Annotated in this window: 22 protein-coding genes and 3 pseudogenes; 11 read left to right on the forward strand and 14 right to left on the reverse strand. The window is 55.1% G+C overall.

Features of this window, described 5'->3' with window-relative positions:
* Window positions 1-29: 29 nt before the first annotated feature.
* From merC to merT, 3 genes are read right to left on the reverse strand one after another with little or no spacing between them, the layout of a single operon-like run.
* Complete coding sequence (gene merC / locus L6D80_RS12950) at window positions 30-464, reverse strand: organomercurial transporter MerC (protein ID WP_008567179.1); 435 nt, start codon at window positions 462-464, stop codon at window positions 30-32.
* 12 nt (window positions 465-476) lie between these two features.
* Window positions 477-752 carry a mercury resistance system periplasmic binding protein MerP gene (gene merP, locus L6D80_RS12955; RefSeq protein WP_008567180.1) on the reverse strand — a complete coding sequence of 92 codons (276 nt, stop codon included), beginning with the start codon at window positions 750-752 and terminating at the stop codon, window positions 477-479.
* 13 nt (window positions 753-765) lie between these two features.
* Window positions 766-1,116, reverse strand: a complete 351-nt coding sequence (gene merT / locus L6D80_RS12960) for a mercuric ion transporter MerT (protein WP_008567181.1) — start codon at window positions 1,114-1,116, stop codon at window positions 766-768.
* Between the two features lie 71 nt (window positions 1,117-1,187).
* Between merT and merR the strand changes: the two genes are divergently transcribed.
* Window positions 1,188-1,598 (forward strand): Hg(II)-responsive transcriptional regulator, encoded by a 411-nt coding sequence (gene merR, locus L6D80_RS12965; RefSeq protein ID WP_176514536.1) that lies wholly within the window; start codon window positions 1,188-1,190, stop codon window positions 1,596-1,598.
* A gap of 142 nt (window positions 1,599-1,740) precedes the next feature.
* Here the strand turns inward: merR and L6D80_RS12970 are convergent, their stop codons facing one another.
* On the reverse strand, window positions 1,741-1,923 hold the full coding sequence (locus tag L6D80_RS12970; protein WP_008567184.1) for a hypothetical protein: 183 nt from the start codon (window positions 1,921-1,923) through the stop codon (window positions 1,741-1,743).
* A 33-nt stretch (window positions 1,924-1,956) separates the two neighbouring features.
* Here L6D80_RS12970 and L6D80_RS12975 point away from each other — a divergent pair.
* Window positions 1,957-2,144 (forward strand): annotated as a pseudogene (locus tag L6D80_RS12975) (DUF4113 domain-containing protein); the annotation flags it as partial.
* A 17-nt stretch (window positions 2,145-2,161) separates the two neighbouring features.
* Here the strand turns inward: L6D80_RS12975 and L6D80_RS12980 are convergent.
* The 6 genes and pseudogenes from L6D80_RS12980 to L6D80_RS13005 all read right to left on the reverse strand — a co-directional run bounded on the left by L6D80_RS12980 (window position 2,162) and on the right by L6D80_RS13005 (window position 7,858).
* Window positions 2,162-2,515: a hypothetical protein gene (locus L6D80_RS12980; RefSeq protein ID WP_008567186.1), complete on the reverse strand. Its 354-nt coding sequence runs from the start codon at window positions 2,513-2,515 to the stop codon at window positions 2,162-2,164.
* 71 nt (window positions 2,516-2,586) lie between these two features.
* Window positions 2,587-4,440 (reverse strand): site-specific integrase, encoded by a 1,854-nt coding sequence (locus L6D80_RS12985; RefSeq protein ID WP_010794483.1) that lies wholly within the window; start codon window positions 4,438-4,440, stop codon window positions 2,587-2,589.
* A complete protein-coding gene (locus L6D80_RS12990; RefSeq protein ID WP_011979104.1) occupies window positions 4,421-6,037 on the reverse strand; it encodes a hypothetical protein in 1,617 nt (538 codons plus the stop codon). The genes L6D80_RS12985 and L6D80_RS12990 overlap by 20 nt, the downstream gene beginning before the upstream one ends.
* A gap of 10 nt (window positions 6,038-6,047) precedes the next feature.
* Window positions 6,048-7,205, reverse strand: coding sequence for a tyrosine-type recombinase/integrase (locus tag L6D80_RS12995; protein ID WP_010794485.1), 1,158 nt, complete (start codon window positions 7,203-7,205; stop codon window positions 6,048-6,050).
* 118 nt (window positions 7,206-7,323) lie between these two features.
* Window positions 7,324-7,440: pseudogene (locus L6D80_RS13000) on the reverse strand (Y-family DNA polymerase); the annotation flags it as partial.
* Window positions 7,430-7,858 (reverse strand): LexA family protein, encoded by a 429-nt coding sequence (locus tag L6D80_RS13005; RefSeq protein ID WP_176514537.1) that lies wholly within the window; start codon window positions 7,856-7,858, stop codon window positions 7,430-7,432. The gene L6D80_RS13005 and the pseudogene L6D80_RS13000, both read right to left, overlap by 11 nt.
* A 102-nt stretch (window positions 7,859-7,960) precedes the next feature.
* Between L6D80_RS13005 and L6D80_RS13010 the strand changes: the two genes are divergently transcribed.
* The gene (locus tag L6D80_RS13010) at window positions 7,961-8,680 is read left to right on the forward strand and encodes an SOS response-associated peptidase family protein (RefSeq protein ID WP_176514539.1); all 720 of its coding nucleotides are present in this window, start codon (window positions 7,961-7,963) and stop codon (window positions 8,678-8,680) included.
* Between the two features lie 80 nt (window positions 8,681-8,760).
* Here the strand turns inward: L6D80_RS13010 and L6D80_RS13015 are convergent, their stop codons facing one another.
* Window positions 8,761-9,213, reverse strand: coding sequence for a GNAT family N-acetyltransferase (locus L6D80_RS13015; protein ID WP_176514541.1), 453 nt, complete (start codon window positions 9,211-9,213; stop codon window positions 8,761-8,763).
* The gene (locus L6D80_RS13020; RefSeq protein ID WP_176514543.1) at window positions 9,210-9,755 is read right to left on the reverse strand and encodes a GNAT family N-acetyltransferase; all 546 of its coding nucleotides are present in this window, start codon (window positions 9,753-9,755) and stop codon (window positions 9,210-9,212) included. The genes L6D80_RS13015 and L6D80_RS13020 overlap by 4 nt, the downstream gene beginning before the upstream one ends.
* 216 nt (window positions 9,756-9,971) lie before the next feature.
* Between L6D80_RS13020 and L6D80_RS13025 the strand changes: the two genes are divergently transcribed.
* Entirely contained in the window at window positions 9,972-10,346 is a 375-nt protein-coding gene (locus tag L6D80_RS13025) for a nuclear transport factor 2 family protein (RefSeq protein WP_176514545.1), read from the forward strand.
* 72 nt (window positions 10,347-10,418) lie between these two features.
* On the opposite strand, the gene L6D80_RS13030 is transcribed toward L6D80_RS13025, so the two are convergent.
* Complete coding sequence (locus tag L6D80_RS13030; protein WP_176514547.1) at window positions 10,419-11,039, reverse strand: tyrosine-type recombinase/integrase; 621 nt, start codon at window positions 11,037-11,039, stop codon at window positions 10,419-10,421.
* 639 nt (window positions 11,040-11,678) lie between these two features.
* Between L6D80_RS13030 and L6D80_RS13035 the strand changes: the two genes are divergently transcribed.
* The 5 genes from L6D80_RS13035 (at window position 11,679) to L6D80_RS13055 (ending at window position 16,887) form a co-directional block, all read left to right on the forward strand.
* Window positions 11,679-12,653 carry a quinone oxidoreductase family protein gene (locus L6D80_RS13035; protein WP_176514549.1) on the forward strand — a complete coding sequence of 325 codons (975 nt, stop codon included), beginning with the start codon at window positions 11,679-11,681 and terminating at the stop codon, window positions 12,651-12,653.
* Window positions 12,650-13,585, forward strand: coding sequence for a LysR family transcriptional regulator (locus L6D80_RS13040; protein ID WP_176514551.1), 936 nt, complete (start codon window positions 12,650-12,652; stop codon window positions 13,583-13,585). The genes L6D80_RS13035 and L6D80_RS13040 overlap by 4 nt, the downstream gene beginning before the upstream one ends.
* 31 nt (window positions 13,586-13,616) lie before the next feature.
* On the forward strand, window positions 13,617-14,540 hold the full coding sequence (gene rarD, locus L6D80_RS13045; RefSeq protein ID WP_054903481.1) for an EamA family transporter RarD: 924 nt from the start codon (window positions 13,617-13,619) through the stop codon (window positions 14,538-14,540).
* Between the two features lie 235 nt (window positions 14,541-14,775).
* The gene (locus tag L6D80_RS13050) at window positions 14,776-15,594 is read left to right on the forward strand and encodes an NAD(P)H-dependent oxidoreductase (RefSeq protein WP_223849165.1); all 819 of its coding nucleotides are present in this window, start codon (window positions 14,776-14,778) and stop codon (window positions 15,592-15,594) included.
* A gap of 549 nt (window positions 15,595-16,143) precedes the next feature.
* Window positions 16,144-16,887: a hypothetical protein gene (locus tag L6D80_RS13055; RefSeq protein ID WP_176514553.1), complete on the forward strand. Its 744-nt coding sequence runs from the start codon at window positions 16,144-16,146 to the stop codon at window positions 16,885-16,887.
* Window positions 16,888-16,968: 81 nt separating this feature from the next.
* Here L6D80_RS13055 and L6D80_RS13060 read toward each other — a convergent pair.
* Window positions 16,969-17,205: pseudogene (locus L6D80_RS13060) on the reverse strand (site-specific integrase); the annotation flags it as partial.
* Between the two features lie 15 nt (window positions 17,206-17,220).
* On the opposite strand from L6D80_RS13060, the gene dusA reads away from it, so the two are divergent.
* Both dusA and tal read left to right on the forward strand, forming a co-directional pair.
* The gene (gene dusA / locus L6D80_RS13065; protein ID WP_176514555.1) at window positions 17,221-18,231 is read left to right on the forward strand and encodes a tRNA dihydrouridine(20/20a) synthase DusA; all 1,011 of its coding nucleotides are present in this window, start codon (window positions 17,221-17,223) and stop codon (window positions 18,229-18,231) included.
* 146 nt (window positions 18,232-18,377) lie between these two features.
* Window positions 18,378-19,304: a transaldolase gene (tal, locus tag L6D80_RS13070; RefSeq protein ID WP_054903722.1), complete on the forward strand. Its 927-nt coding sequence runs from the start codon at window positions 18,378-18,380 to the stop codon at window positions 19,302-19,304.
* The last annotated feature ends 66 nt before the right edge of the window (window positions 19,305-19,370 follow it).

Consider the following 19,370-nt stretch of genomic DNA (forward strand, 5'->3'; position numbering starts at 1 on the left):
GTTACTCATTGAATCGTCTCTTGTCAGGTTCACTGGTTTGGCGGCGTCGGACAGGACGCCGGGGAGCAACGGCGGTGCGCGGGCGACACGAAGTCCCAGATGGACACCCCAAACATGACGGCCAGGCCGATATAGAGCAGCCAGCCGCTCCGCCAGCCGTGAGCCAGCATCAAAAACACCGCTACCAGCACCAGGGCCGGGCCGATCAGGCCAGGCGCAGCGCGTCGCCACTGCCGGTGACTGAACCAGCCGAGGGCATTGACGAGCAGAGCCACGCCGGCAAACAACGGCAACAGCGTGGTGATGAACAGGCCTTCCCATTGGCTCAAAAAGCCCAGTCCGATCGTGGCGCCCAGGCTGGCAAGGGCGGGAAAGCACGAGGCGCAACCTATGGCGGAAACCAGCACGCCGACGGAACCGGCTTTGTCACCGATCCGTGTGAACAGATTGAAAGAATTTGCCATCGGAATGCCCGCCTATTGCTTGACGCTGGACGGGTAGCCGGCGTCCTCTGTCGCCTTGGTCAGCGCCTGCGCACTGGTCTTGGCATCGTCGAAGGTGACGATGGCTTCGCGCTTCTCATAACTCACCTCGGCCTTGGTCACGCCCTCGACCTTGGTCAGCGCTTTCTTCACCGTGATTGGGCAAGCGGCGCAGGTCATGCCCGGCACCGACAGGGTGATGATTTGGGAGGCGGCCCACACTGGGGAAACCACGGCAATGAGGGCGAGAGCGGCAAGCAGCTTTTTCATGACCAACTCCTGATTAGTAGAACAAGGGGAGGATGTAGGGGAAAGCGAGCGCGACCAGCACCAAGGCCGTCACGACCCAAAAAACGAGCTTGTAGATGGTGCTTACCTGGGGATCAGCGCAGACCTCACCGGGTATGCAGACTTGAGCCGGGCGGAAAATGCGCCGGTAAGCGAAGAACAGCGCAACCAGTGCCGCGCCAATGAAGAACGGGCGGTAAGGTTCCAGAACGGTGAGGCTGCCGATCCAGGCACCGCTGAAGCCCAAGGCGATCAGCACCAGCGGCCCCAGGCAGCACGTGGACGCGAGGATTGCCGCCAGACCTCCAGTGAGGAGTGCACCGCGCCCATTTCGCGATTCAGACATACGTTCATCCTTCCGAGTGGTTGATCGATGGGTTAAGGTTATTTCCGTAGTTAGGTACGGGGTCAAGCGGCATGCACAACGCGGTGGAAAGCCTGACCATCGGCGCCTTTGCCAAGGCAGCCGGGGTTAACGTGGAAACCATTCGGTTCTATCAACGCAAGGGGCTGTTACCCGAACCGGACAAGCCCTACGGCAGCATTCGCCGCTATGGCGAGACGGATGTCGCACGGGTGAGATTCGTGAAGTCCGCGCAACGGCTGGGCTTTAGCCTTGATGAAGTGGCCGGACTGTTGCGACTGGACGACGGCGCGCACTGCGACGAAGCGCGTGTGCTCGCCGAGCAGAAGCTTGAGGATGTGCGTGAGAAACTCGCGGATCTTCAGCGGATCGAGTCGGTCTTGGCGCAGCTGGTTGATGACTGTTGCGCGAGCCAAGGGACAGTGAGCTGTCCGCTGATCGTTTCGCTGCAAGCGAGCAAGTGACCGCCCGCACTTCGCGCGTTAGCCCACGATTTCCCGTTTGTCAGGGCTCTCTGTTTGTCGGTCTGAAGGTGGAAAGAGCGGCGCTCATTGAGCGCCGCTGACTGGGCAAAGGAGCACTTGCAAAGGCCCTAGGTTGGTACTGCTATTTGCCCTTGTGCATCAGTGGGGCGGGCCCACGTTGCATCTGGTCGAGTAGCACATATCTACCTTGCAGGCGGACAGCCGGGCTGCGCTTCGCTTCGCCACGGCCTGCCGCCGTGGCGCCCAGTTGTTCAATCTTCTTGACGGTTTCCGCCACTAGGATTGCGTCAGCCTTGTCGCGCATGGAGACAATCTGCTCGGTCGCTCTCGTGACATCGTGATCGCCGCCGTACAGCCCGTCGCCTCTGAGAAGGTCATGCAGGTGATGGATCGGATCAATTCCAAGTGGGGTCGAGGCACGCTCCGCCTGGGCGGGGTGCCGGTGACTCCTGACTGGGGATGTGTCGGGAAATGCTCGGCCCAAGCTATACCACACGGTTAGATCAGCTCTGGACAGTGAGGTGAGGCACACCCCAGCGCTGCTAGGAAGCCGGCTTACTGCTCAGAAGAACCACCTTACCAGTGGCTACGCCCTTCAGTTGAGCTAGTTCGAGAATCAGGGTCTGATTCACTGAGGCCAGTCGAGCCAGATCCTGGCTTAGCTGTGCGTTCTCCGCGCGCAATGCTCTGTTCAGCTCCCTCTCCTTCAACAATGCTTGGTGCTTCGAATCGCGCTGTGCTCGGACTGATTTCCCCATCAGACCACGAATGCGTTCAGCCACGGCTGGGTAGGTGTTGTGGATGAGACCTGGAGTGACCCCTGCCGCTTTCGCTACGCCAGAAATGGACAGCTTTCCGTTTGTTGAAAGGATGCCGTCGATGACCTTATCGAGCATCTCCGAGGTCTTCTGTCTGGAGCGTCCGGAGGATCGTTGCGCAGTTGGCTTATTGGTCAAAGTCGGCACCTTCAAGTTCGCGTTGGGTCACTGTCGCGAGCGTCCAAAGGAGACAGGCCAAGGCTGCTGATTACGTCGAATGCGACCTGCATATCACGTTTTGCCCGTTGCCTTACAGCCGGCCCGGCATCGTCGATTTCCATCAGCTCCAGCTGATGCGAGTAGATCCCCTGCCACGTGGTGGCAAAGGTCTCGTCAATCACAGAGTGTTTGCAGCCAGGACAACGGGTTGCCTCATACAAACCAGCCCCACCACAGCCCCGTTCTGTCGCGATGCACCAGCCATGACCAGTCGCTCGAATGTTTGCATGGGGGGCTGTCTGGGCCAGCAAGGCACTCCGATCTTTGATCGGAATGGCACGTAGCTCCATGATCCTCTCACCCGCCCCTCCAGCAAGTGGCTGATCATCCAACCACGACTCGATGAGATCGATCTTGAATTCCGTCATCTGTTGGAGGATTTCATCGAACAGGGTGAGATCCTGTAGGGGGTTGGAGGCATAGAGCTGAGTCATGCTCATACTGCTGTGTTTGAACTGCCACTTGAGGAAGACGAGCGAGGTACGCCCCATGCGAGACTCAACGAAGCACCGGGCATAGGTGCGACGGCACTGGTGAGTCCGCAATGGCCAATCACTTCCAGCCGCTTTTGCGACGCGCTTGAAGGCTTCATTGGAACCTGCGGCGCTGAGCACTTCGATGTGTCCAACACGTTCGGCTTTGTTGCCGTACCCATTCAAGCAGAGGAACAGTCTCTTCGAGTCCTTTCTGGCTTTCTCCAATCGAAGCAAAAGATCAGCGGAGTCAACTGAATTGCATGACAGTTCAAGGTCACTCAACTCCGCCTCGAGCTCCCTTCTCATGGGGGTTGAGCACATGGCGAAGAGATTCAACGCATCCAGCGTAAGCTCAGGGACAAGATAGTCGACTCGTCCCTTTCCCGTTTTATGCTCGGTCGTGGTTACCCAGCAGTAAGTAACGCCATCCACTACCTCTTTTCGCCACGCACCGACTTCAATCCCGATGACCTCTTCGTTACGCATGCCACTGGTAATGGATGCAATGTACAAAACAGCATCGCGGCAACGAATCATTTTGGGGCTGCGGCGAGTGAAAGTGTCAATTCCGGTGGCTTTCAGATCTTCTTTCGTCTTATGAACGATCTGCTCGCAATAGTTGAAGATCTTCGCCTGATCATCTGGCGGAATTATATCCGTTCTACCCGTATTCTTATTGGCAGCCGAAGTACCCCTTGCTTCTCCAATTCCGCTGACTCGCCACAGGGACGAGTCCCCCCACGGAAAACACTGAAGAGGGGAAAGGGTTTCGGCAGAGAATATCCATAAAAAGTCAATTATCCGCAGCCTGGAATAAAGAGGCATTGGTCTTAACGACTCTGACTTGCAATGGTGAATATAATTACTAATGTGTATGGGCCGAACATCGGAAAATCGTTCAAGCTCTAAATCGCTAAGCCAACGAATAAATGGAATGACACTGGCACTGACGAGAGTTGTAATACCCCGTGCGACAGGTGGCTTTGACCCTGGAAGCCCTCTCTTGAACCATGCATACGCAACTGCTTTGCAGTCATCAATCATCTCAGGTGGGAGATTAAAATCCCAACTGACGTACTTGTGCCCCTCGTTTACGTTAGATTGATCAAAGAAAGGTCGAAGATCCCAGCGAGCATCGCCAAAGCGGCTTAATACAAGAGTTTCGCCACGATCATTAACAATGGCACTAATAACTATCGCATCACGCTCAGCCTTGCTGAGGCCCGAGGCAGTTACAGGTTGCGCGAATAGCACATCATAGGCCTTAAGGGCGGCCCTAGAGTTCCGATTAGCCGACAAGAGCGTCACCTCGAACTTTCCTCATAAACTCAATCTTGCATCCCCAGAACGGATGAGGGGACGCTTTCGCTTTGGCTTTAGCCGCTTCGATCAGTTCAATCTTGAATTTTCGAGACGTAAACTCGTCAATAAGCCTGATGAAATCGCCCTGGCGTTTCCGCCATGCCGCCCACTCATCCGTTAAAAAATACTCCATCTCAGCGTGCAAAAACTGCTGATAGCTGAACAGTCGATACAAGTCTCCGAGAGTCCCTACAATTGCGTAACTAGGACATGTCAAGCAATGAATGAACTCGGAACAATGGGTAACGCCATCTTTGGGTGCCAGGCTTCCATAGAGGCTATCTTTGCAACCTCCTGGGGGTGTCGGTGTGACGTTGATGCCACGCAGCTGATCGGTGAATGCTTCCCCTACGAAGGTGGCACCCTCAACCTTGATCTCGTCATTTATCTTCAAATAGTGGTTATCAGCAACGCTAGGGGAATGGCCCATCACAGCGGACACCTCCAGTAGGTCGCCGCCGCTGAGCTTCCAAAGCCTACTTTCCATAGTCTTTCGAAGACGACTGAGATTAACGATCAGCGGTTGGCCCTGATCGTCCTTCAAAGCATGCCGCGCACAGATACTCTTTGTTGATTGAAATAGCGTACTGGAAGCCAGCGCGACTACCCTATGACCATGCCCATTCTGTCCGGCGCGGTAAAGCCAAACATGCGACTTAAGCTTTTCAGGCGCAAACCCAACCAGTGGCTCAGAAATTGCCAAAGCCTTATTTACAACAGCCACCCCATCTAAAGGAATTGGGTTATATCCGTCATGCAGTTCAGTTTTTCGAATGGTTTTGCTCTGAGCACCCTTGCCGCGTCTTTTTACGGTGTTCAAGAGCCAAAGATTGGGGATGAATGGATGCGGCTGGAGTGCATCTCTAGACATTTCCAGAAGCGGCGTAGTGTTAATTCCAGATCTGGCCGCAGTAATCAGCAATAAGACCGTCATTGCTTCGGCGTCATTTCCAGAGAATAAGCCCTTATGAATGGCTACTAAATCTGACTTTAGCGCAGTGATGAGCCCCTGCATTTCCGAGAGACTGAGCGGCTTCGCGTCATTGGTCGATTTCGCGGTATGGGGGAAAGGAACGGCTGGAAGTAGATCATCTTTATCCGCCTCAACGAATCCGTATTCAATTAGGCTGATGATCAATGACTTCAGCGACGTGTAATAGTTCTTCGCAGTTGACCCGTTTGGATACTTGAGCTTAAGCCACGAAACATATCGCTCAAGATGCCGCTTGGTCAGGCTGTTCGGGGTTGACGGCGGAGAATCAATCGTTCCGCTTTTCAGGAAGGCCATGAAATATCGAAGGCCATTGCTGGAGTACCCTACAAGAGTGGCCAGGGAGAAATTCCCTCCATTGACCAGTGCTCTGATTACATGAATACTCTGAATAGCCCATGCGTCAAAGCCAAACCCAATGTACTGAGAGTGATCAATCTTAGTTACATTCCGGGGATTTTTCGGAAGATCGATTCTAAGCTCATTCTCTACGGTCTCGAATCCTTTAGTGACCGATTGCATTTCAGCTTTATAGTTTTTCTTTCGGGCCAACAGTAGTACCTCAGATGCTTGGAGTAGAGACGGCCATAAACATCATGTCTATCTCGTCTTCATGAGCAAGGACAGACTGAGCCTCTAGCTGATTAATGAGATGCAGGTACACCATCGTTGTTTGAACGTCGGAGTGTCCCATCCTGTCTCGGACATAGAGCAATGGCTCTCCTTTAAAGTCTCGGCTTTTCCTCAGGGCAAGAAGGGTATAAGTCCCATAGGTATGACGAAGCATGTGGGCCCTAACATAAAATCCGCACTTGCGCTCATACGCCTTCATCACGTCGACGATGGAGTCTTTCGTGTACTGCCGCCCCTCCCTTGTCAGCACCAAGGCCGTGGCGCGCCCGTTGCCGGCCGCTTTCCGTACTTCGCGCTCATGAAGCGTGTACGACCACATTTCCTCCATCAGCGACCAAGGCACGTCAATTGTTCGAGGGCGGCCGTACTTGAGATGCATGTCCGATGGCTCGAGAGCCACGCTGATCATTTGCCCAGGGCGGAGGCCCTTCTTCAGCCGAGGATTAAAGACGTACTTGAAAGGGAAAGTGCGCGCCTCGCAGGAGCGAAGACCAGTGCGAACCATCAGATGGAACAAGATCCGGTGACTTGGATCGGCATCGAGGGCGAGGCAAACCTTAGCCTGATCTTTGGTCAGGAATTTGGTCAATCGCTTACGCTCTCGCACCATCACTGAGGGCTTCGTACTCTCGGCGTTAGGACGAGCTACGTGACTGAGGAAGCCGGAATGCGGAGTCGCTCTGACCCTTCGCTCGCCAAAGGGCAGCGCTGCGATCAGATCACGCTGCTTGGCCCATTGGTAGAACCTCACAATTAGGTTCAGTCGCTTGTTCAGAGTGCTGGGATCTAGTTCCAACTCACCGCTCGACCAGTCTCTATACCGCGACAGGACGCTCAGGCCATCTGCCTGACTCTCCTCATTCCAGGCCAGACCATTGGCCTCGAGGAAGGCGAAGTAGTCGAACAGACGGCGTCCATAGGCCTCCCACGTCAGAGCACTGAGTGCCTCACCTGACTCGACTAGCGTGTGCCAAAGGAAAGATTGCGCCGGCTCCACTGGCCAACCGTCGGCGCCAACCAACAGAGGGAAACCTTCGAATGATCGACCCGCTACAGCAAGGTCTTTTGTTGCGAACACCAGCCTCATTTCACAGCCTTAAACACCATCCAGATGACTCCCCTTCAGAGGCTGGAATGTAATTTCTCAGGCTTCTATCAAGGTGGTGCGGACTGTAATTCATTTACTAACGGAAGCAATCCCTCAGATCGTTGTTGCTCAGCACCACAATGGGGGTCCTGGCCAGATCCGGCCGGAATACGCGCTCGCAGCTCGCATAGAACGAATTGCAGTCGATCAGGGCGAAGACTGGCTCACTGGGCATGGTCGCGCACACTGTAGCGAACCACGCCCCAAATCAGTAGATCGTCAACTTCCAACACATGCCTGGGCGGATAAGCGGGATTTTCCGACTGCAGGATCACCACGCCGTCGCGTCGGTACAAGCGCTTGCACACGGGTTCTGCGTTGATCGCCGCGATCACGATGTCGCCGTGCTCCGCTTCGCGGCTGCGGTCTACGATAAGAAGGTCGCCTGAGTAGATCCCCGCACCCTGCATGCTGTCCCCTTCGACCTGCACCAGGTACACATGGGGCGCACGAAGGTCGAACAGCTCATCGAGGGAAATATGGCGCTCAAGGTGATCCGCTGCCGGGGACGGAAAGCCCGCCGGCACGCGAGACGCGTACACGGGCAACTGCGTGTGGCCGCCCGTCGGGGCGCCAACGAAGGTGATGGTCATGGGGAAGATTCCGACAGAAACTGGATATGTATACAGTTAACTGTCAGATCGGTCCTGCGTCAATGCGCGGTCACCGCCTGCCGACAAACGTTGAGGTGAACTATGTGTGGGCGGTACTCGATCTACGAAGAGATGGACCTCTATTTGAGGCAACTGGCCTTGGACCGGGTCGTGATCAATGGCTACGACCATGAGCGGATCAACCGATACAATGTCGCGCCCTCGACCCGCGTCGAGGTGATTCGCCCTGCAGCAAACGGGCTCAGTGTAGATCGCGTGAAATGGGGGTGGGCGCCCTTTTGGGCGAAGGCGAAGCGTCCCGAGCCGATCAATGCCCGAGCCGAAACGGTGCTGACGGGGCATTTTTTCAAGTCGTTATGGCCGCATGGCCGAGCGTTGGCCCCGGCCAACGGATGGTTCGAATGGATACCTGATCCGGGAGATCCGAAGCGCAAACAGCCTTACTACATCACTGCCGCCAACGGTGAGCCATTGTTCTTCGCCGCCCTGGCAGAGGTGCACCGCGGTCTGGAGGCCGACGACAGCGATGGTTTCGTCGTCATCACAGCAGCGGCTGATCATGGGCTGCTCGACCTACACGACCGTAAACCACTGGTCCTGGCGCCCGCCCTGGCGCGTGAGTGGGTTGACCCTGCTACCTCGCCAGCGCGCGTTGCAGAGATCGTCCAACATGGCTGCCGACCTGCCGCCGACTTCAAGTGGTACCCGGTCAGTAAACAGGTGGGCAACGTTCGGAACCAGGGCGAAGGACTGATTCACGAGCTTCCAGACCCGCGTGGTGGATTGCCCCTGATTTCCTAGCCATATTTGACTAGCTACTTGGCCGATTTCTGCCCGTCGCCACCGGCAGCTTTCGACCCAAAGGGGACATTGAAGGAACGTCAAACGGTCAAGTTCTTGATCATTCTTAGAACCTCATAACTACCTATAGCGGATGTGCGAACAAATCTGTCGCAAACACGGAAACCACAACCCAAGTAGCATTTGATGGCACGCATATTGGTTGACCGTACGTTTAGCGTTACTGCCAGCAGGCGGTGGTCTACAGTCAGTTGATCAAGCGCAAGCTGTATGGCTCGTCGTCCGATCCCTTGCCCCATCAGAGCGGTGTCACCCAGGAGTACGCCAAGTCTGGCATGGGCTGGATAGTCGCAGGACTCTACCCAGATCGTGCCGATGTCTCGCCCATCGACAACGATAACTTGCCAGAGCAATGCCTTTCGACTGGGTTGTGTTCGTGCCATGTAGTGCGAAGCACGCGTATCAAGTGCCCAGCGCTCCAGCGCCGCTTGATCGGCCTGAGTGAATGCACGCAGAGCGACCTGTTTCGTCATGAATCGAGCATCAAGCAATATCGAGTCAGCGGGAGGGGTTCACCGTTTTCTTCAAAGATGCGTTGGCTTCCTGCCTGCGCTGAAAAACCATGCTTGCAGTAAAAGCGTGTGGCTCGCTCGTTGCCATCGAGCACCCACGCACAAACCTGTTGATAGCCATGACCCATTATTGCCTGCTGGGCCTCTGCCCAGAGAGCCGTACCAATACCACACGCCAAGAATGTCGGGTCGAGGTAGATTGCCATCAGTTCAGCAGTGCCGGTGGGAGCATCCTGATCACGGCTAGGGCCGAAGGAAACCCAGCCAATCACTTGCCCATCCAATTCGGCTACGCGAATTGAGGGGTTGCCAGATTCGATTGCCTGCTTAAGGAATACCACACGGCGTTCCACACTGGTGTCCAAGGAACTCAGGTATCGTTTTGACAACAGGCCTTCGTAGGCGCTTTGCCAACTGCGGATGTGAAGGATGGCAATGGCAGCGGCATCATCGCTGACAGGCTTGCGAACAAGGAGGTTGGGTAACAAGCTGATGCCATCCATGTGATCAGATCTAAAAGGGTACTGCGTAGGCTGTTGCATGCGCCATGCCAGTTGGCGAGTTACGATCAACTGGCACTTATGGCGGCATCAGCAAATTTTTCATGCTTCCCAACCACACAAACTGTTTCGGCGGTGTTTTCAGGCCAACAGTAACGGCCTGGTTTCATCCAGCCATGCCTATTGGGGTTTAATGCTTCGCACAAGGAGGTCAACTACATGAGTGTTTCGAAGGAATGGCTGGAGTCAGCCATTCACGTGCTGGAAGTACGTCTGCTTGAACGCGAGTCTCGCCTTGATCGCGACATACTGAACAGCTTGCTGGCTCCAGATTTTGTGGAATTTGGCGCGAATGGTGCCGTTTGGAACCGAACACAGATCATAGACGCCTTGCTGGAGCAGGACTTTGTCCAGCGTCAGATCAACGATTTTCAGATACGCATCCTGTCCGAAAACGTGGTACTGACCACCTATCGATGCACTGTCCTCAGTCCGAGCGGCAACAGCGAATCTTTGAGAAGTTCAATATGGCGCCAGGTGGGAAACGATTGGCAAATGGCATTCCACCAGGGAACGGCGAGGGCAATAGAATAAAAAATGGCGCCAGTTGAATGGCCGCTTTGGGTCGGTTAGCGACGGTCTGCCCTCGACCGTCGCTTTAGATGGTCAGACCTCCGTCTGCTCTGCCATCTCCAAGGCATCGTCGACCTCAATCCCCAGATATCTGACGGTGCTTTCAAGCTTCGTATGGCCAAGCAAGAGTTGGACTGCCCTCAGATTCTTGGTTCTACGATAGATCAATGAGGCCTTCGTTCGCCGCAGCGTGTGGGTGCCGTACAGCGCTGGATCAAGGCCAACGGCTGTCACCCAGGCTTTCACTATTCGCGCGTATTGCCTGGTGGAGAGATGATCTGAACCGTGTAGCCGACTCGGAAACAGACAGTCCTCGCTACGGAGGTGAGCCTGATGCATCCAGGCTTCCAAAGCCATACGGGTTTGCTCGGTGATCTCAAATTGCACTGGATGTTGAGTTTTCTGCTGCATCACAATCGCTCGCGATGACACGTGCTCCCCATGAGCAACGTCGCGTACGCGAAGCTTGGTTAAGTCGCAGGCTCGCAGCTTGCTGTCGATTGCCAAGTTGAACAACGCTAGATCCCGAGATTTCTCCGCGATCTGGAGCCTTACCCGGATGGCCCAGATATCTCTGAGTCGGAGCGGGGCTTTCTGCCCGACTAGCTTTCCCTTGTTCCATGGGCGATGGGTGTAGATAGCACCGGTTTTCATGGGTTGTCCTCCGCGTTAGGGGAGAACAAGGGTGAACTCGATCCGGTGGACGGTCGCCAACCGACCCTGAGCTGCCACTGAACTTGTAGGAGCGGGCTTGTCCCGCGAAGGGGCCTGCCCAGGAAAACAATGCGCATGGCACAAGCTACGCTCGTGTTCGCGGGACAAGCCCGCTCCTACAAAAATCGGGGTCAATCTCAACGACTGCTATCGAATCATAATCATCTTCGGTGATAACTTTGAGTTTGAAATTAACTTTATTCATGATGGTGGTGATTCACTTCGATAATGCACTCAACAAATCAATAATGCCATCGAGCACCCACGCACAAACCTGTTGATAGCCTCAGTCGCGACCGGCTGCTGCCGACCCAAAGCAGACACTGAGCGGGATCTTGATTACAACCTGAAGGTTGGAGCGCCGATTGCTGATCGGCGCCCATGACGCTAGTGGGCTGAGCGCCATGGAATCCGTCACTTTCCAACTTATCGATCAGTGCTACGAGTGCGAAAATAACTCAATGGTCCTGTAGGCCATTACTGCATTTGGTGCAGTTATGCGATGCAATTATCCTATATTGCAAGCGTGGGGATGAGTTTCCATACTAATGGTGATTCCTGACCAACTGGAGCAAAGCCGTGGCCCAAGCAATCCGTTTTGATCACCCTGGGGAACCGTCCGTTCTCTCCCTCGAAGCAGTGACTGTGAAAGCTCCGGGAGCCAATGAGGCGCTCATTAGACATGAGGCTATTGGAGTCAATTACCTGGATGTGACACAACGCAATGGTGCTGTGAAGGTGCCACTGCCTTCTGGCTTAGGCCTTGAAGGCGCAGGCACTGTTGTATCGGTTGGGCCTGGGGTTACAAATTTACGGCCAGGTGACCGGGTGGCCTATGCGACTGGCCCGCTAGGCGGCTATGCAACGGAACGGCTCTATCCAGCTGACCGACTGGTCAAGCTTCCAGGTGCGGTAACATTTGCCGAGGCTGCCGCTGTGTTATTCAAGGGCATTACAGCACAGTACCTGCTCAAATCAACATATGCGGTGGGCCCTGGCACTACAGTGCTGCTGTATGGCGTATCGGGTGGCCTTGGCCAGGTCATGGGGCAATGGGCCAAACATTTAGGGGCTGTCGTCATCGGCGTCGTTTCCAAGCCAGAAAGCATTGAGCGTGCTAGGTCTGTCGGATGTGACGAGGTGTTGGTGTTCGATCCGCACACGCTTGCATCAGACGTGGCAAAAATTACCCAGGGGCACAAAGTAGACGTCGTCTACGATCCTATTGGCAAAGTCTCTTTCGAGGCATCATTGGACAGTCTCCGGCCTCGCGGCTTAATGGTGTCATTTGGGGCATCGTCGGGTGCTCCATCTGCAGTTGAACTTTCGACCCTCAACACCAAGGGCTCACTGTTTCTAACGCGTCCTTCTATCGCTGCACACACCGCTTCCACAGCTGAGTATCTAGAGCGAGCGGCTGATGTACTGGCAGCGGTCGAGACAGGAATCATTACACCCCGTATCTGGAAGACCTATCCACTTGCCGACGTTGCGGCGGCGCACGAAGCGCTCGAAACGGGAAAATCAGCAGGCGCGATTGTCCTTACGCCATGACCGTAGACGTTCTTGATAGTCAGCATAGTGATGAGATAGCGGCCTTTCTTGCGGTAGCTGGCCAAGGTTCATTCGTGGCCGCTGGAAAATTGCTACAACGTCATCCGACGGTAATTTCCAAGCGCCTGGCCGCGATGGAAAAGCGGCTGGGTGTTCGCCTCATGGAACGTTCCACTCGCCAAGTCCGCATTACAGAAGTGGGTGCAAAGCTTGAGCAGCGGTTGAGGTCTGCACTTGGACTGATTGCTGATGCTGAGCAGGAAGCCACTTCTGGTGCGACGCAAGTCCGTGGGTTGTTGCGATTGACGCTGCCGGCCGCTATGGGCCGATTGTGGCTGGGTCCAATGCTGCCAGAGTTCCTAAGCTTACATCCCGGCGTCTCAATCGTCGCGGATTACAGTGAGCACGTGGTCGACATCATTGAACAAGGTTACGACATCGCTATTCGTATAGGTGAGCTTGAGGACAGCAGACTGATCGCGACCAAGCTCTGTGATCACCATCGCATGTTGTGCGCTTCCCCTGCCTATATCGACAAGTTCGGTAAACCGCAGGCGCCCAGAGATCTCACCAATCATAACTGCCTTCGTTTCAGCGGCCTTGCATCCTTTCCAGAATGGCGCTTGCACCGAGCAGACCGTCTGGAAACTGTGATGACCAGGGGGTCGCTGACCTCGAACGACAGCGAGACTCTCCTGTCGGCCGCTTTATCAGGGCTTGGAATTTTGGGTGCTGGCGAGTGGCTGATGAGCCGGCAGATTGCCTCGGGGGATCTTGTTCGCGTGCTGCCTGAATGGCGGCTCGATCCTTTGGGTGGCGTTTACCTGGTGAGGCCGTCATCGAAATTTCCTTCCGCCACGGTTCTCGCATTCAAAACTTGGATTGAATCCAAATTCTCAAGCGCGCCGCCCTGGGAAATAGCCCATCGGTAATCACGCTTCACACGATAAAGGAGGAGACCTCTTGTTAAAAGGCGTTGGTTTATCTGTTACGTCATCTACAATTTTTGCAGGTCTGTATTTCTACGCTACATTGCTCCATCCACTCGATGGCCAGGCAATATTTGGATGGCGGATGCTATTAATGCTTCCATTCATCACATTATTTTTGATCCTCTCCAAGGACTGGGGCAACGTCGTTAAACTTTGCAAGCGCATTCGAACCGTTCCGGCACTATTTCCCCTGCTGTGCGTTAGCAGTGCCCTGTTGGGAACCCAGCAGTGGCTGTTCATGTGGGCACCTCTCAATGGCCATGGCCTGGATGTATCCTTAGGTTATTTTCTGTTGCCACTCGTGATGTTGTTCATTGGGCGTATTGCATATGGCGAACATCTCACCAGGCTGCAGAAACTTGCGGCTCTTTGCGCCGCAGTGGGCGTAGCGAATGAGGTTTACAGAGTCGGTGGAATCTCATGGCCCACGCTAGTGGTCGCGATCGGATTTCCTCTCTATTTCCTATTGCGCCGGCGCTTGGGGTCCGCTCATACCGGAGGCCTTTGGTTCGACATTCTGCTGACTTATCCGGTTGGTGCCTATTTCGCTTTTGAGCACGGCGCAGGCATCAGTGCCATCGTCGAAGAACCGCGTATGTATCTGCTGATGCCCCTCCTGGCGATCATCAGCGCCGCAGGATTCATTAGTTACACCGTGGCCAGCAAGCTCTTACCGTTCAGCCTCTTTGGGCTGCTGGGGTACTTGGAACCGGTGTTGATGGTTGGCGTGGCGCTTATGCTGGGTGAGCAAATTCAAACCGAAGAATGGATGACGTATCTTCCGATATGGCTCGCGGTTGGTGTGTTGGTATGCGAGGGCATTCGTCATTTGGCGAGCATATCCATTCGCCAAAAATCACCAGGTAACTGTTCTGGCGCGACGTGTCAAGGCTGAGAAAAACGAGATTAACGCCACGGAGTGTTAAATGGCCTTGTCAACGATACGGACTGTCAGTGCGGCATCAATGTCATCTGGATTTTAAAGGCCAGAATGCTGGCTAGTTTCCCGCACGATGAACAGCCGTGATGGAAAACCCGAAGACGAGGCCGCCACTGTGCGAAAAACCGCACGGTTTGCCCCCTGATGCGCACAACTCAGCCATCCTGGAAGATGGTTAGATGACCCTCACATGAACTACACAGGCAGCGATATGAAAGTGCTTATCGTCTTGGCTCACCCGGAGCCTCAATCTTTCAACGCGGCACTGAAAAGTACTGCCGTTAAGACTCTGCATAAAGGTGGGCACGAAGTGACTATCAGTGACTTGTATACCATGGGTTGGCAGGCTGCCCTGGGTGCTGATGATTTCGTCGGCGAGCGAGCCGACAAGCATTACTTGAATCTTTCTCGCGAGCAAGAACATGCGTTTGCCAATAATACCTTAGCGGCGCAGGTCAAGGCCGAGCAGGACAAGGTCAGCCGAGCGGACCTAGTCCTGTTTCACTTCCCGGTCTGGTGGTTCTCGATGCCGGGGATTCTCAAGGGCTGGGTGGACAGAGTCTTTGCGCGGGGGTTCGCCTACTCCACCGGCAGCAAGTACGCCAGGGGGCATTTCAAAGGGAAAAAGGCAATGCTGTGTATCACCACCGGCACGGGTTCATCGCTGTATGAACCAAATGGCATCGACGGCGACCTGCACCACATTCTCTGGCCAATCCACAACGGAATATTGGCTTACACAGGCTTTACCGTACTGCCGCCGTTTACGGCTTGGATGCCGGCCAGCGTCACCGAGCAGGAGCGCCAGGAATATCTGACCGGGTATGCCGAGCAACTCAACCGCCTCGACAGCCTGCAACCCCTGTATTTTCACCCCTGGGAAGATTATGACGATTCGCAACGACTCAAGCCCGGGGTCATTGCCAAATCGGGCGTGCAGTGGAACCCGCGGGCTGACCAGAACAAAGTGCAAGCGTGGTCAGAGTTCACACCTGAGCATAAGCAATAAGCCCTTTTCAGCAGCTACATCACCGCTGTACCGCAGTGTACGACCGGCCGCTTCGACCCATTGCGGACATCTATATACCGGTATATGTCGGGGCCGCTTCGCAGCCCATCGCCGGCAAGCGCGGCTCCCACAGGCGCATGGCTGAAGGCTGGTGATATTCCTGTGGGAGCCGGCTTGCCGGGAATGAGGGCGGTACTGACAAAAGAGCGTTGGGGCGGTGTCCGCAATGGGTCGAGAGCTGACCGTCGTATTTGACCGCTATCAACCCATTGCGGCCATTCACAGATGTTTGCTATCGGCCGAATTCTGCCCTTCAGAGAGGGCCGGTATCGGGACCTCACTCAGAAACTAAACCAGTACCATTAGTCAAAATAAGGCTTGACCCTAATCTATTCTGACTTTGCTTCACAAAATACCTAAAAATTAACCAGTCGTTGATTTTAGGCAACATGTCGCAGTGCTATAATCGCAGGTCTAATGACGAAATTATAAAAATCTCAAGGGTTTTGTCATTAATGGATTTTAATGCGTGTTAAAGGAGCGTTATCGATGGTTCTCTCATTTAAAAAAACAGTATTTTTTACGATGGCTATTTGGATAGCGTTGATTACGGCTCCTCTGATTTACAGCAATACTGTGACGGTGGGATTAGCAATACTATACACGGGTTTGTTACCATTCATGTTGGGGGTATTCTGGATTTCGCTGTCCAAAACAGGAGTTATGCTCAGGGAGCGCTTTAAAGCTTGGCACTGGGTGATTATAACGTCTTGGTTGATTTTTTCTTACTCTCTATATGCTAGAAAGTGGACGGCCGCTACTATTAATGGGATTTTTCATGTAGACCCTGAAAAATTCACCCTAACCTACGACTTTTTAGCATTTGTTTACGCACCAGTATATATTCTGTATCAGCCCAGCCTTGTAAGCGGCTTGCTAAATATATTCGTTGCGTTGGTAGTCGGGCTTGCGCCGCTATTCGTGTTTGCCTTGCTTGCTGACGTTAAAGTCAAACTGATCTTTAAGTGGTCGGGACTTTTAATAGGGTTCATATATTTGGTTTCGTTCTTTCTGACGATGGCAGGTAACATTTCAAAAAGTGTTGATGATGTAGCTTTGAACTTCGCCTTGTGGGCGGACTTTAATGAGAGCCACACATGTTCCGATGACTGGGCTTCTAGTGCAAAGAGCGTGATTTTTTTGGATGCGGAGAAGGTTTTAGCTTATTTTCCGTCTGGGGAGGATGGTAAGCATTTCCAAGTGAAGAGTTGCAATTCGCTCAAGGCGTTTTGATGGGGGCGATTGTGACGTTTTAAAGATCGGGGGCAGGCCACCATTATTTAAAATGTGATCTGCCTCCTTCCTCATACTTCATAGGGCATAGGGCACCATCACCTGCGGGCTGATGTCGGAGTCGCCCTTCTCACCCAGGTGACGGTCGATCATCTGCTTGACCGTGTGCCCTACCCGGCTGGCAGACTCGATTGCATCAGGTTCAGCCAACTCGGTTTCCCGTCGCTTCGCCCACGCCACCGCAGCCTGTTTGCGGGCGAACGTTTGGCTCTCTTGGTAGACTGTCACGTTGCCCCCACCCCCCAAAATTTGGTACAAAACACGTTGAACGAAATGACCGCAACATCAGGCTCCAAGCCACAAACCACGCGCCCTGAGCCGTCACGCCGCTTCAGCGTTGCACCGATGATGGACTGGACCGACCGCCACTGCCGGTTCTTCCTGCGCCTGCTGTCCAAGCACACCCTGCTCTACACCGAAATGGTCACCACCGGCGCCCTGCTTCACAACGACGCCCACCGTTTCCTGCGCCACGACGTCTCCGAGCACCCGCTGGCCCTGCAACTGGGTGGCAGCGTGCCGGCCGATCTGGCGGCCTGTGCTCGCCTGGCCGAAGAGGCGGGCTACGACGAGGTCAACCTCAACGTCGGCTGCCCGAGCGACCGGGTGCAGAACAACATGATCGGTGCCTGCCTGATGGCGCACCCGGCGCTGGTGGCCGATTGCGTCAAGGCCATGCGTGATGCGGTAGCGACGCCGGTAACGGTCAAGCACCGCATTGGCATCAATGGGCGGGACAGCTATGCCGAACTGTGCGATTTCGTCGGCCAGGTGCGCGAGGCTGGCTGCCGCAGCTTCACCGTGCATGCACGGATTGCCATTCTCGAAGGGCTCTCGCCCAAGGAAAACCGTGAAATTCCGCCGTTGCGTTACGATGTGGCCGCACAATTGAAGGCGGACTTCCCGGACCTGGAAATCGTGCTCAATGGTGGCATCAAAACCTTGGCTGAATGCCAGACGCACCTGCAGGCGTTCGATGGCGTGATGCTGGGGCGTGAGGCGTACCACAACCCTTACTTGCTGGCCGACGTCGACCAGCAGCTGTTTGGCAGTGATGCGCCGGTGGTCAGCCGCAGCGAGGCAATGGCGCAGTTGCGACCATATATCGTCGCGCACATGGAAAGCGGCGGAGCGATGCATCACATCACGCGGCATATCCTGGGGCTGGCACAAGGGTTCTCGGGGGCGCGGCGGTTCCGCCAGCTGCTCTCGGCAGACATTCACAAGGCGGCGCAGCCGCTGGTGGTGTTCGATCAAGCGGCGGCGTTGCTGCAGGGGCGTTGAGCACAACCGTTGAGAGGCGGTGGGGAACCTCATGCCAGCGGGTGACTCGAATCATCACCGTTGGCTAATCCCCGCCACCCTACAGGCCCTTGAGTGGCCGTCGGGGGTCGGGTAATGTCGAGTCATTGCACAGGACAGAGCACGCCATGACCTCCAAGCTGGAACAACTCAAGCAGTTCACCACCGTGGTCGCCGACACCGGGGACCTGGACGCCATCACCCGCCTCAAGCCGGTCGATGCCACCACCAACCCTTCCCTGCTGCTCAAGGCCGCCGCCATCCCAGGCTATGCCGAGCTGCTCAAGCAGGTCAAAAGCGATGCCAATGGCAATGTCGACCTGGCCTGCGACACGTTCGCCGTGGCCGTGGGTGCAGGCATTCTGAAAGCCATTCCTGGGCGTATTTCCACCGAGGTGGATGCCCGCCTGTCGTTCGACGAGCCGGCGCTGCTGGCCAAAGCCCGCCAACTGATCGCGCTGTACGACAAAGCCGGTGTTGGTCGGGACCGTGTGCTGATCAAGCTGGCCTCTACCTGGGAAGGCATCCGCGCCGCCGAGCAACTGGAGAAGGAAGGTATCCAGACCAACCTGACCCTGCTGTTCTCCTTCGCCCAGGCACAAGCCTGCGCCGATGCTGGGGTTTTCCTGATTTCGCCGTTCGTGGGCCGTATCTACGACTGGTACAAGAAAAGCACTGGGCAGGAATACGTCGGTGCCGAGGACCCGGGTGTGCAGTCGGTCACGCGTATCTACAACTACTACAAGGCCAATGGTTACGACACCGTGGTCATGGGCGCCAGCTTCCGCAATATCGGCCAGATCGAACAACTCGCCGGCTGTGATCGCCTGACCATCAGCCCAGAGCTGCTGCAGCAACTGAGCGATGACCAGGGCGAACTGCCGCGGGTGCTCAAGCCCGGCAATGCTGGTGAGGCCAGGCAAGTACTGAGCGAAAGCCAGTTCCGCTGGGCGATGAATGAAGACGCCATGGGGACCGAGAAACTGGCCGAGGGGATTCGCCAGTTTGCTCGTGACCAGGAGAAACTGGAGAAGCTGATGGCTGACAAAGCCTGATACACATCCGGTTTGCTCGACGGGCGGGAAATGTTCAGCATTTTCCGCCCGTTTTGCTTTGTCCCG

Origin of the sequence: Pseudomonas ceruminis (assembly GCF_021602025.1) — a bacterium.
Lineage (GTDB): Bacteria > Pseudomonadota > Gammaproteobacteria > Pseudomonadales > Pseudomonadaceae > Aquipseudomonas > Aquipseudomonas ceruminis.

What these genes read in the sequence shown, in the direction of transcription:
- L6D80_RS13020 (WP_176514543.1), bottom strand. Translation starts at nt 9,755, where the DNA reads ATGGATGGCATCAGCTTGTTACCCAACCTCCTTGTTCGCAAGCCTGTC.
- merP (WP_008567180.1), bottom strand. Translation starts at nt 752, where the DNA reads ATGAAAAAGCTGCTTGCCGCTCTCGCCCTCATTGCCGTGGTTTCCCCA.
- merC (WP_008567179.1), bottom strand. Translation starts at nt 464, where the DNA reads ATGGCAAATTCTTTCAATCTGTTCACACGGATCGGTGACAAAGCCGGT.
- tal (WP_054903722.1), top strand. Translation starts at nt 18,378, where the DNA reads ATGACCTCCAAGCTGGAACAACTCAAGCAGTTCACCACCGTGGTCGCC.
- L6D80_RS13005 (WP_176514537.1), bottom strand. Translation starts at nt 7,858, where the DNA reads ATGACCATCACCTTCGTTGGCGCCCCGACGGGCGGCCACACGCAGTTG.
- L6D80_RS13025 (WP_176514545.1), top strand. Translation starts at nt 9,972, where the DNA reads ATGAGTGTTTCGAAGGAATGGCTGGAGTCAGCCATTCACGTGCTGGAA.
- L6D80_RS13015 (WP_176514541.1), bottom strand. Translation starts at nt 9,213, where the DNA reads ATGACGAAACAGGTCGCTCTGCGTGCATTCACTCAGGCCGATCAAGCG.
- dusA (WP_176514555.1), top strand. Translation starts at nt 17,221, where the DNA reads ATGACCGCAACATCAGGCTCCAAGCCACAAACCACGCGCCCTGAGCCG.
- L6D80_RS12995 (WP_010794485.1), bottom strand. Translation starts at nt 7,205, where the DNA reads ATGAGGCTGGTGTTCGCAACAAAAGACCTTGCTGTAGCGGGTCGATCA.
- L6D80_RS13050 (WP_223849165.1), top strand. Translation starts at nt 14,776, where the DNA reads ATGAACTACACAGGCAGCGATATGAAAGTGCTTATCGTCTTGGCTCAC.
- merR (WP_176514536.1), top strand. Translation starts at nt 1,188, where the DNA reads ATGCACAACGCGGTGGAAAGCCTGACCATCGGCGCCTTTGCCAAGGCA.
- L6D80_RS12980 (WP_008567186.1), bottom strand. Translation starts at nt 2,515, where the DNA reads ATGCTCGATAAGGTCATCGACGGCATCCTTTCAACAAACGGAAAGCTG.
- L6D80_RS13055 (WP_176514553.1), top strand. Translation starts at nt 16,144, where the DNA reads ATGGTTCTCTCATTTAAAAAAACAGTATTTTTTACGATGGCTATTTGG.
- L6D80_RS13010 (WP_176514539.1), top strand. Translation starts at nt 7,961, where the DNA reads ATGTGTGGGCGGTACTCGATCTACGAAGAGATGGACCTCTATTTGAGG.
- L6D80_RS12970 (WP_008567184.1), bottom strand. Translation starts at nt 1,923, where the DNA reads ATGCGCGACAAGGCTGACGCAATCCTAGTGGCGGAAACCGTCAAGAAG.
- L6D80_RS13040 (WP_176514551.1), top strand. Translation starts at nt 12,650, where the DNA reads ATGACCGTAGACGTTCTTGATAGTCAGCATAGTGATGAGATAGCGGCC.
- L6D80_RS13030 (WP_176514547.1), bottom strand. Translation starts at nt 11,039, where the DNA reads ATGAAAACCGGTGCTATCTACACCCATCGCCCATGGAACAAGGGAAAG.
- merT (WP_008567181.1), bottom strand. Translation starts at nt 1,116, where the DNA reads ATGTCTGAATCGCGAAATGGGCGCGGTGCACTCCTCACTGGAGGTCTG.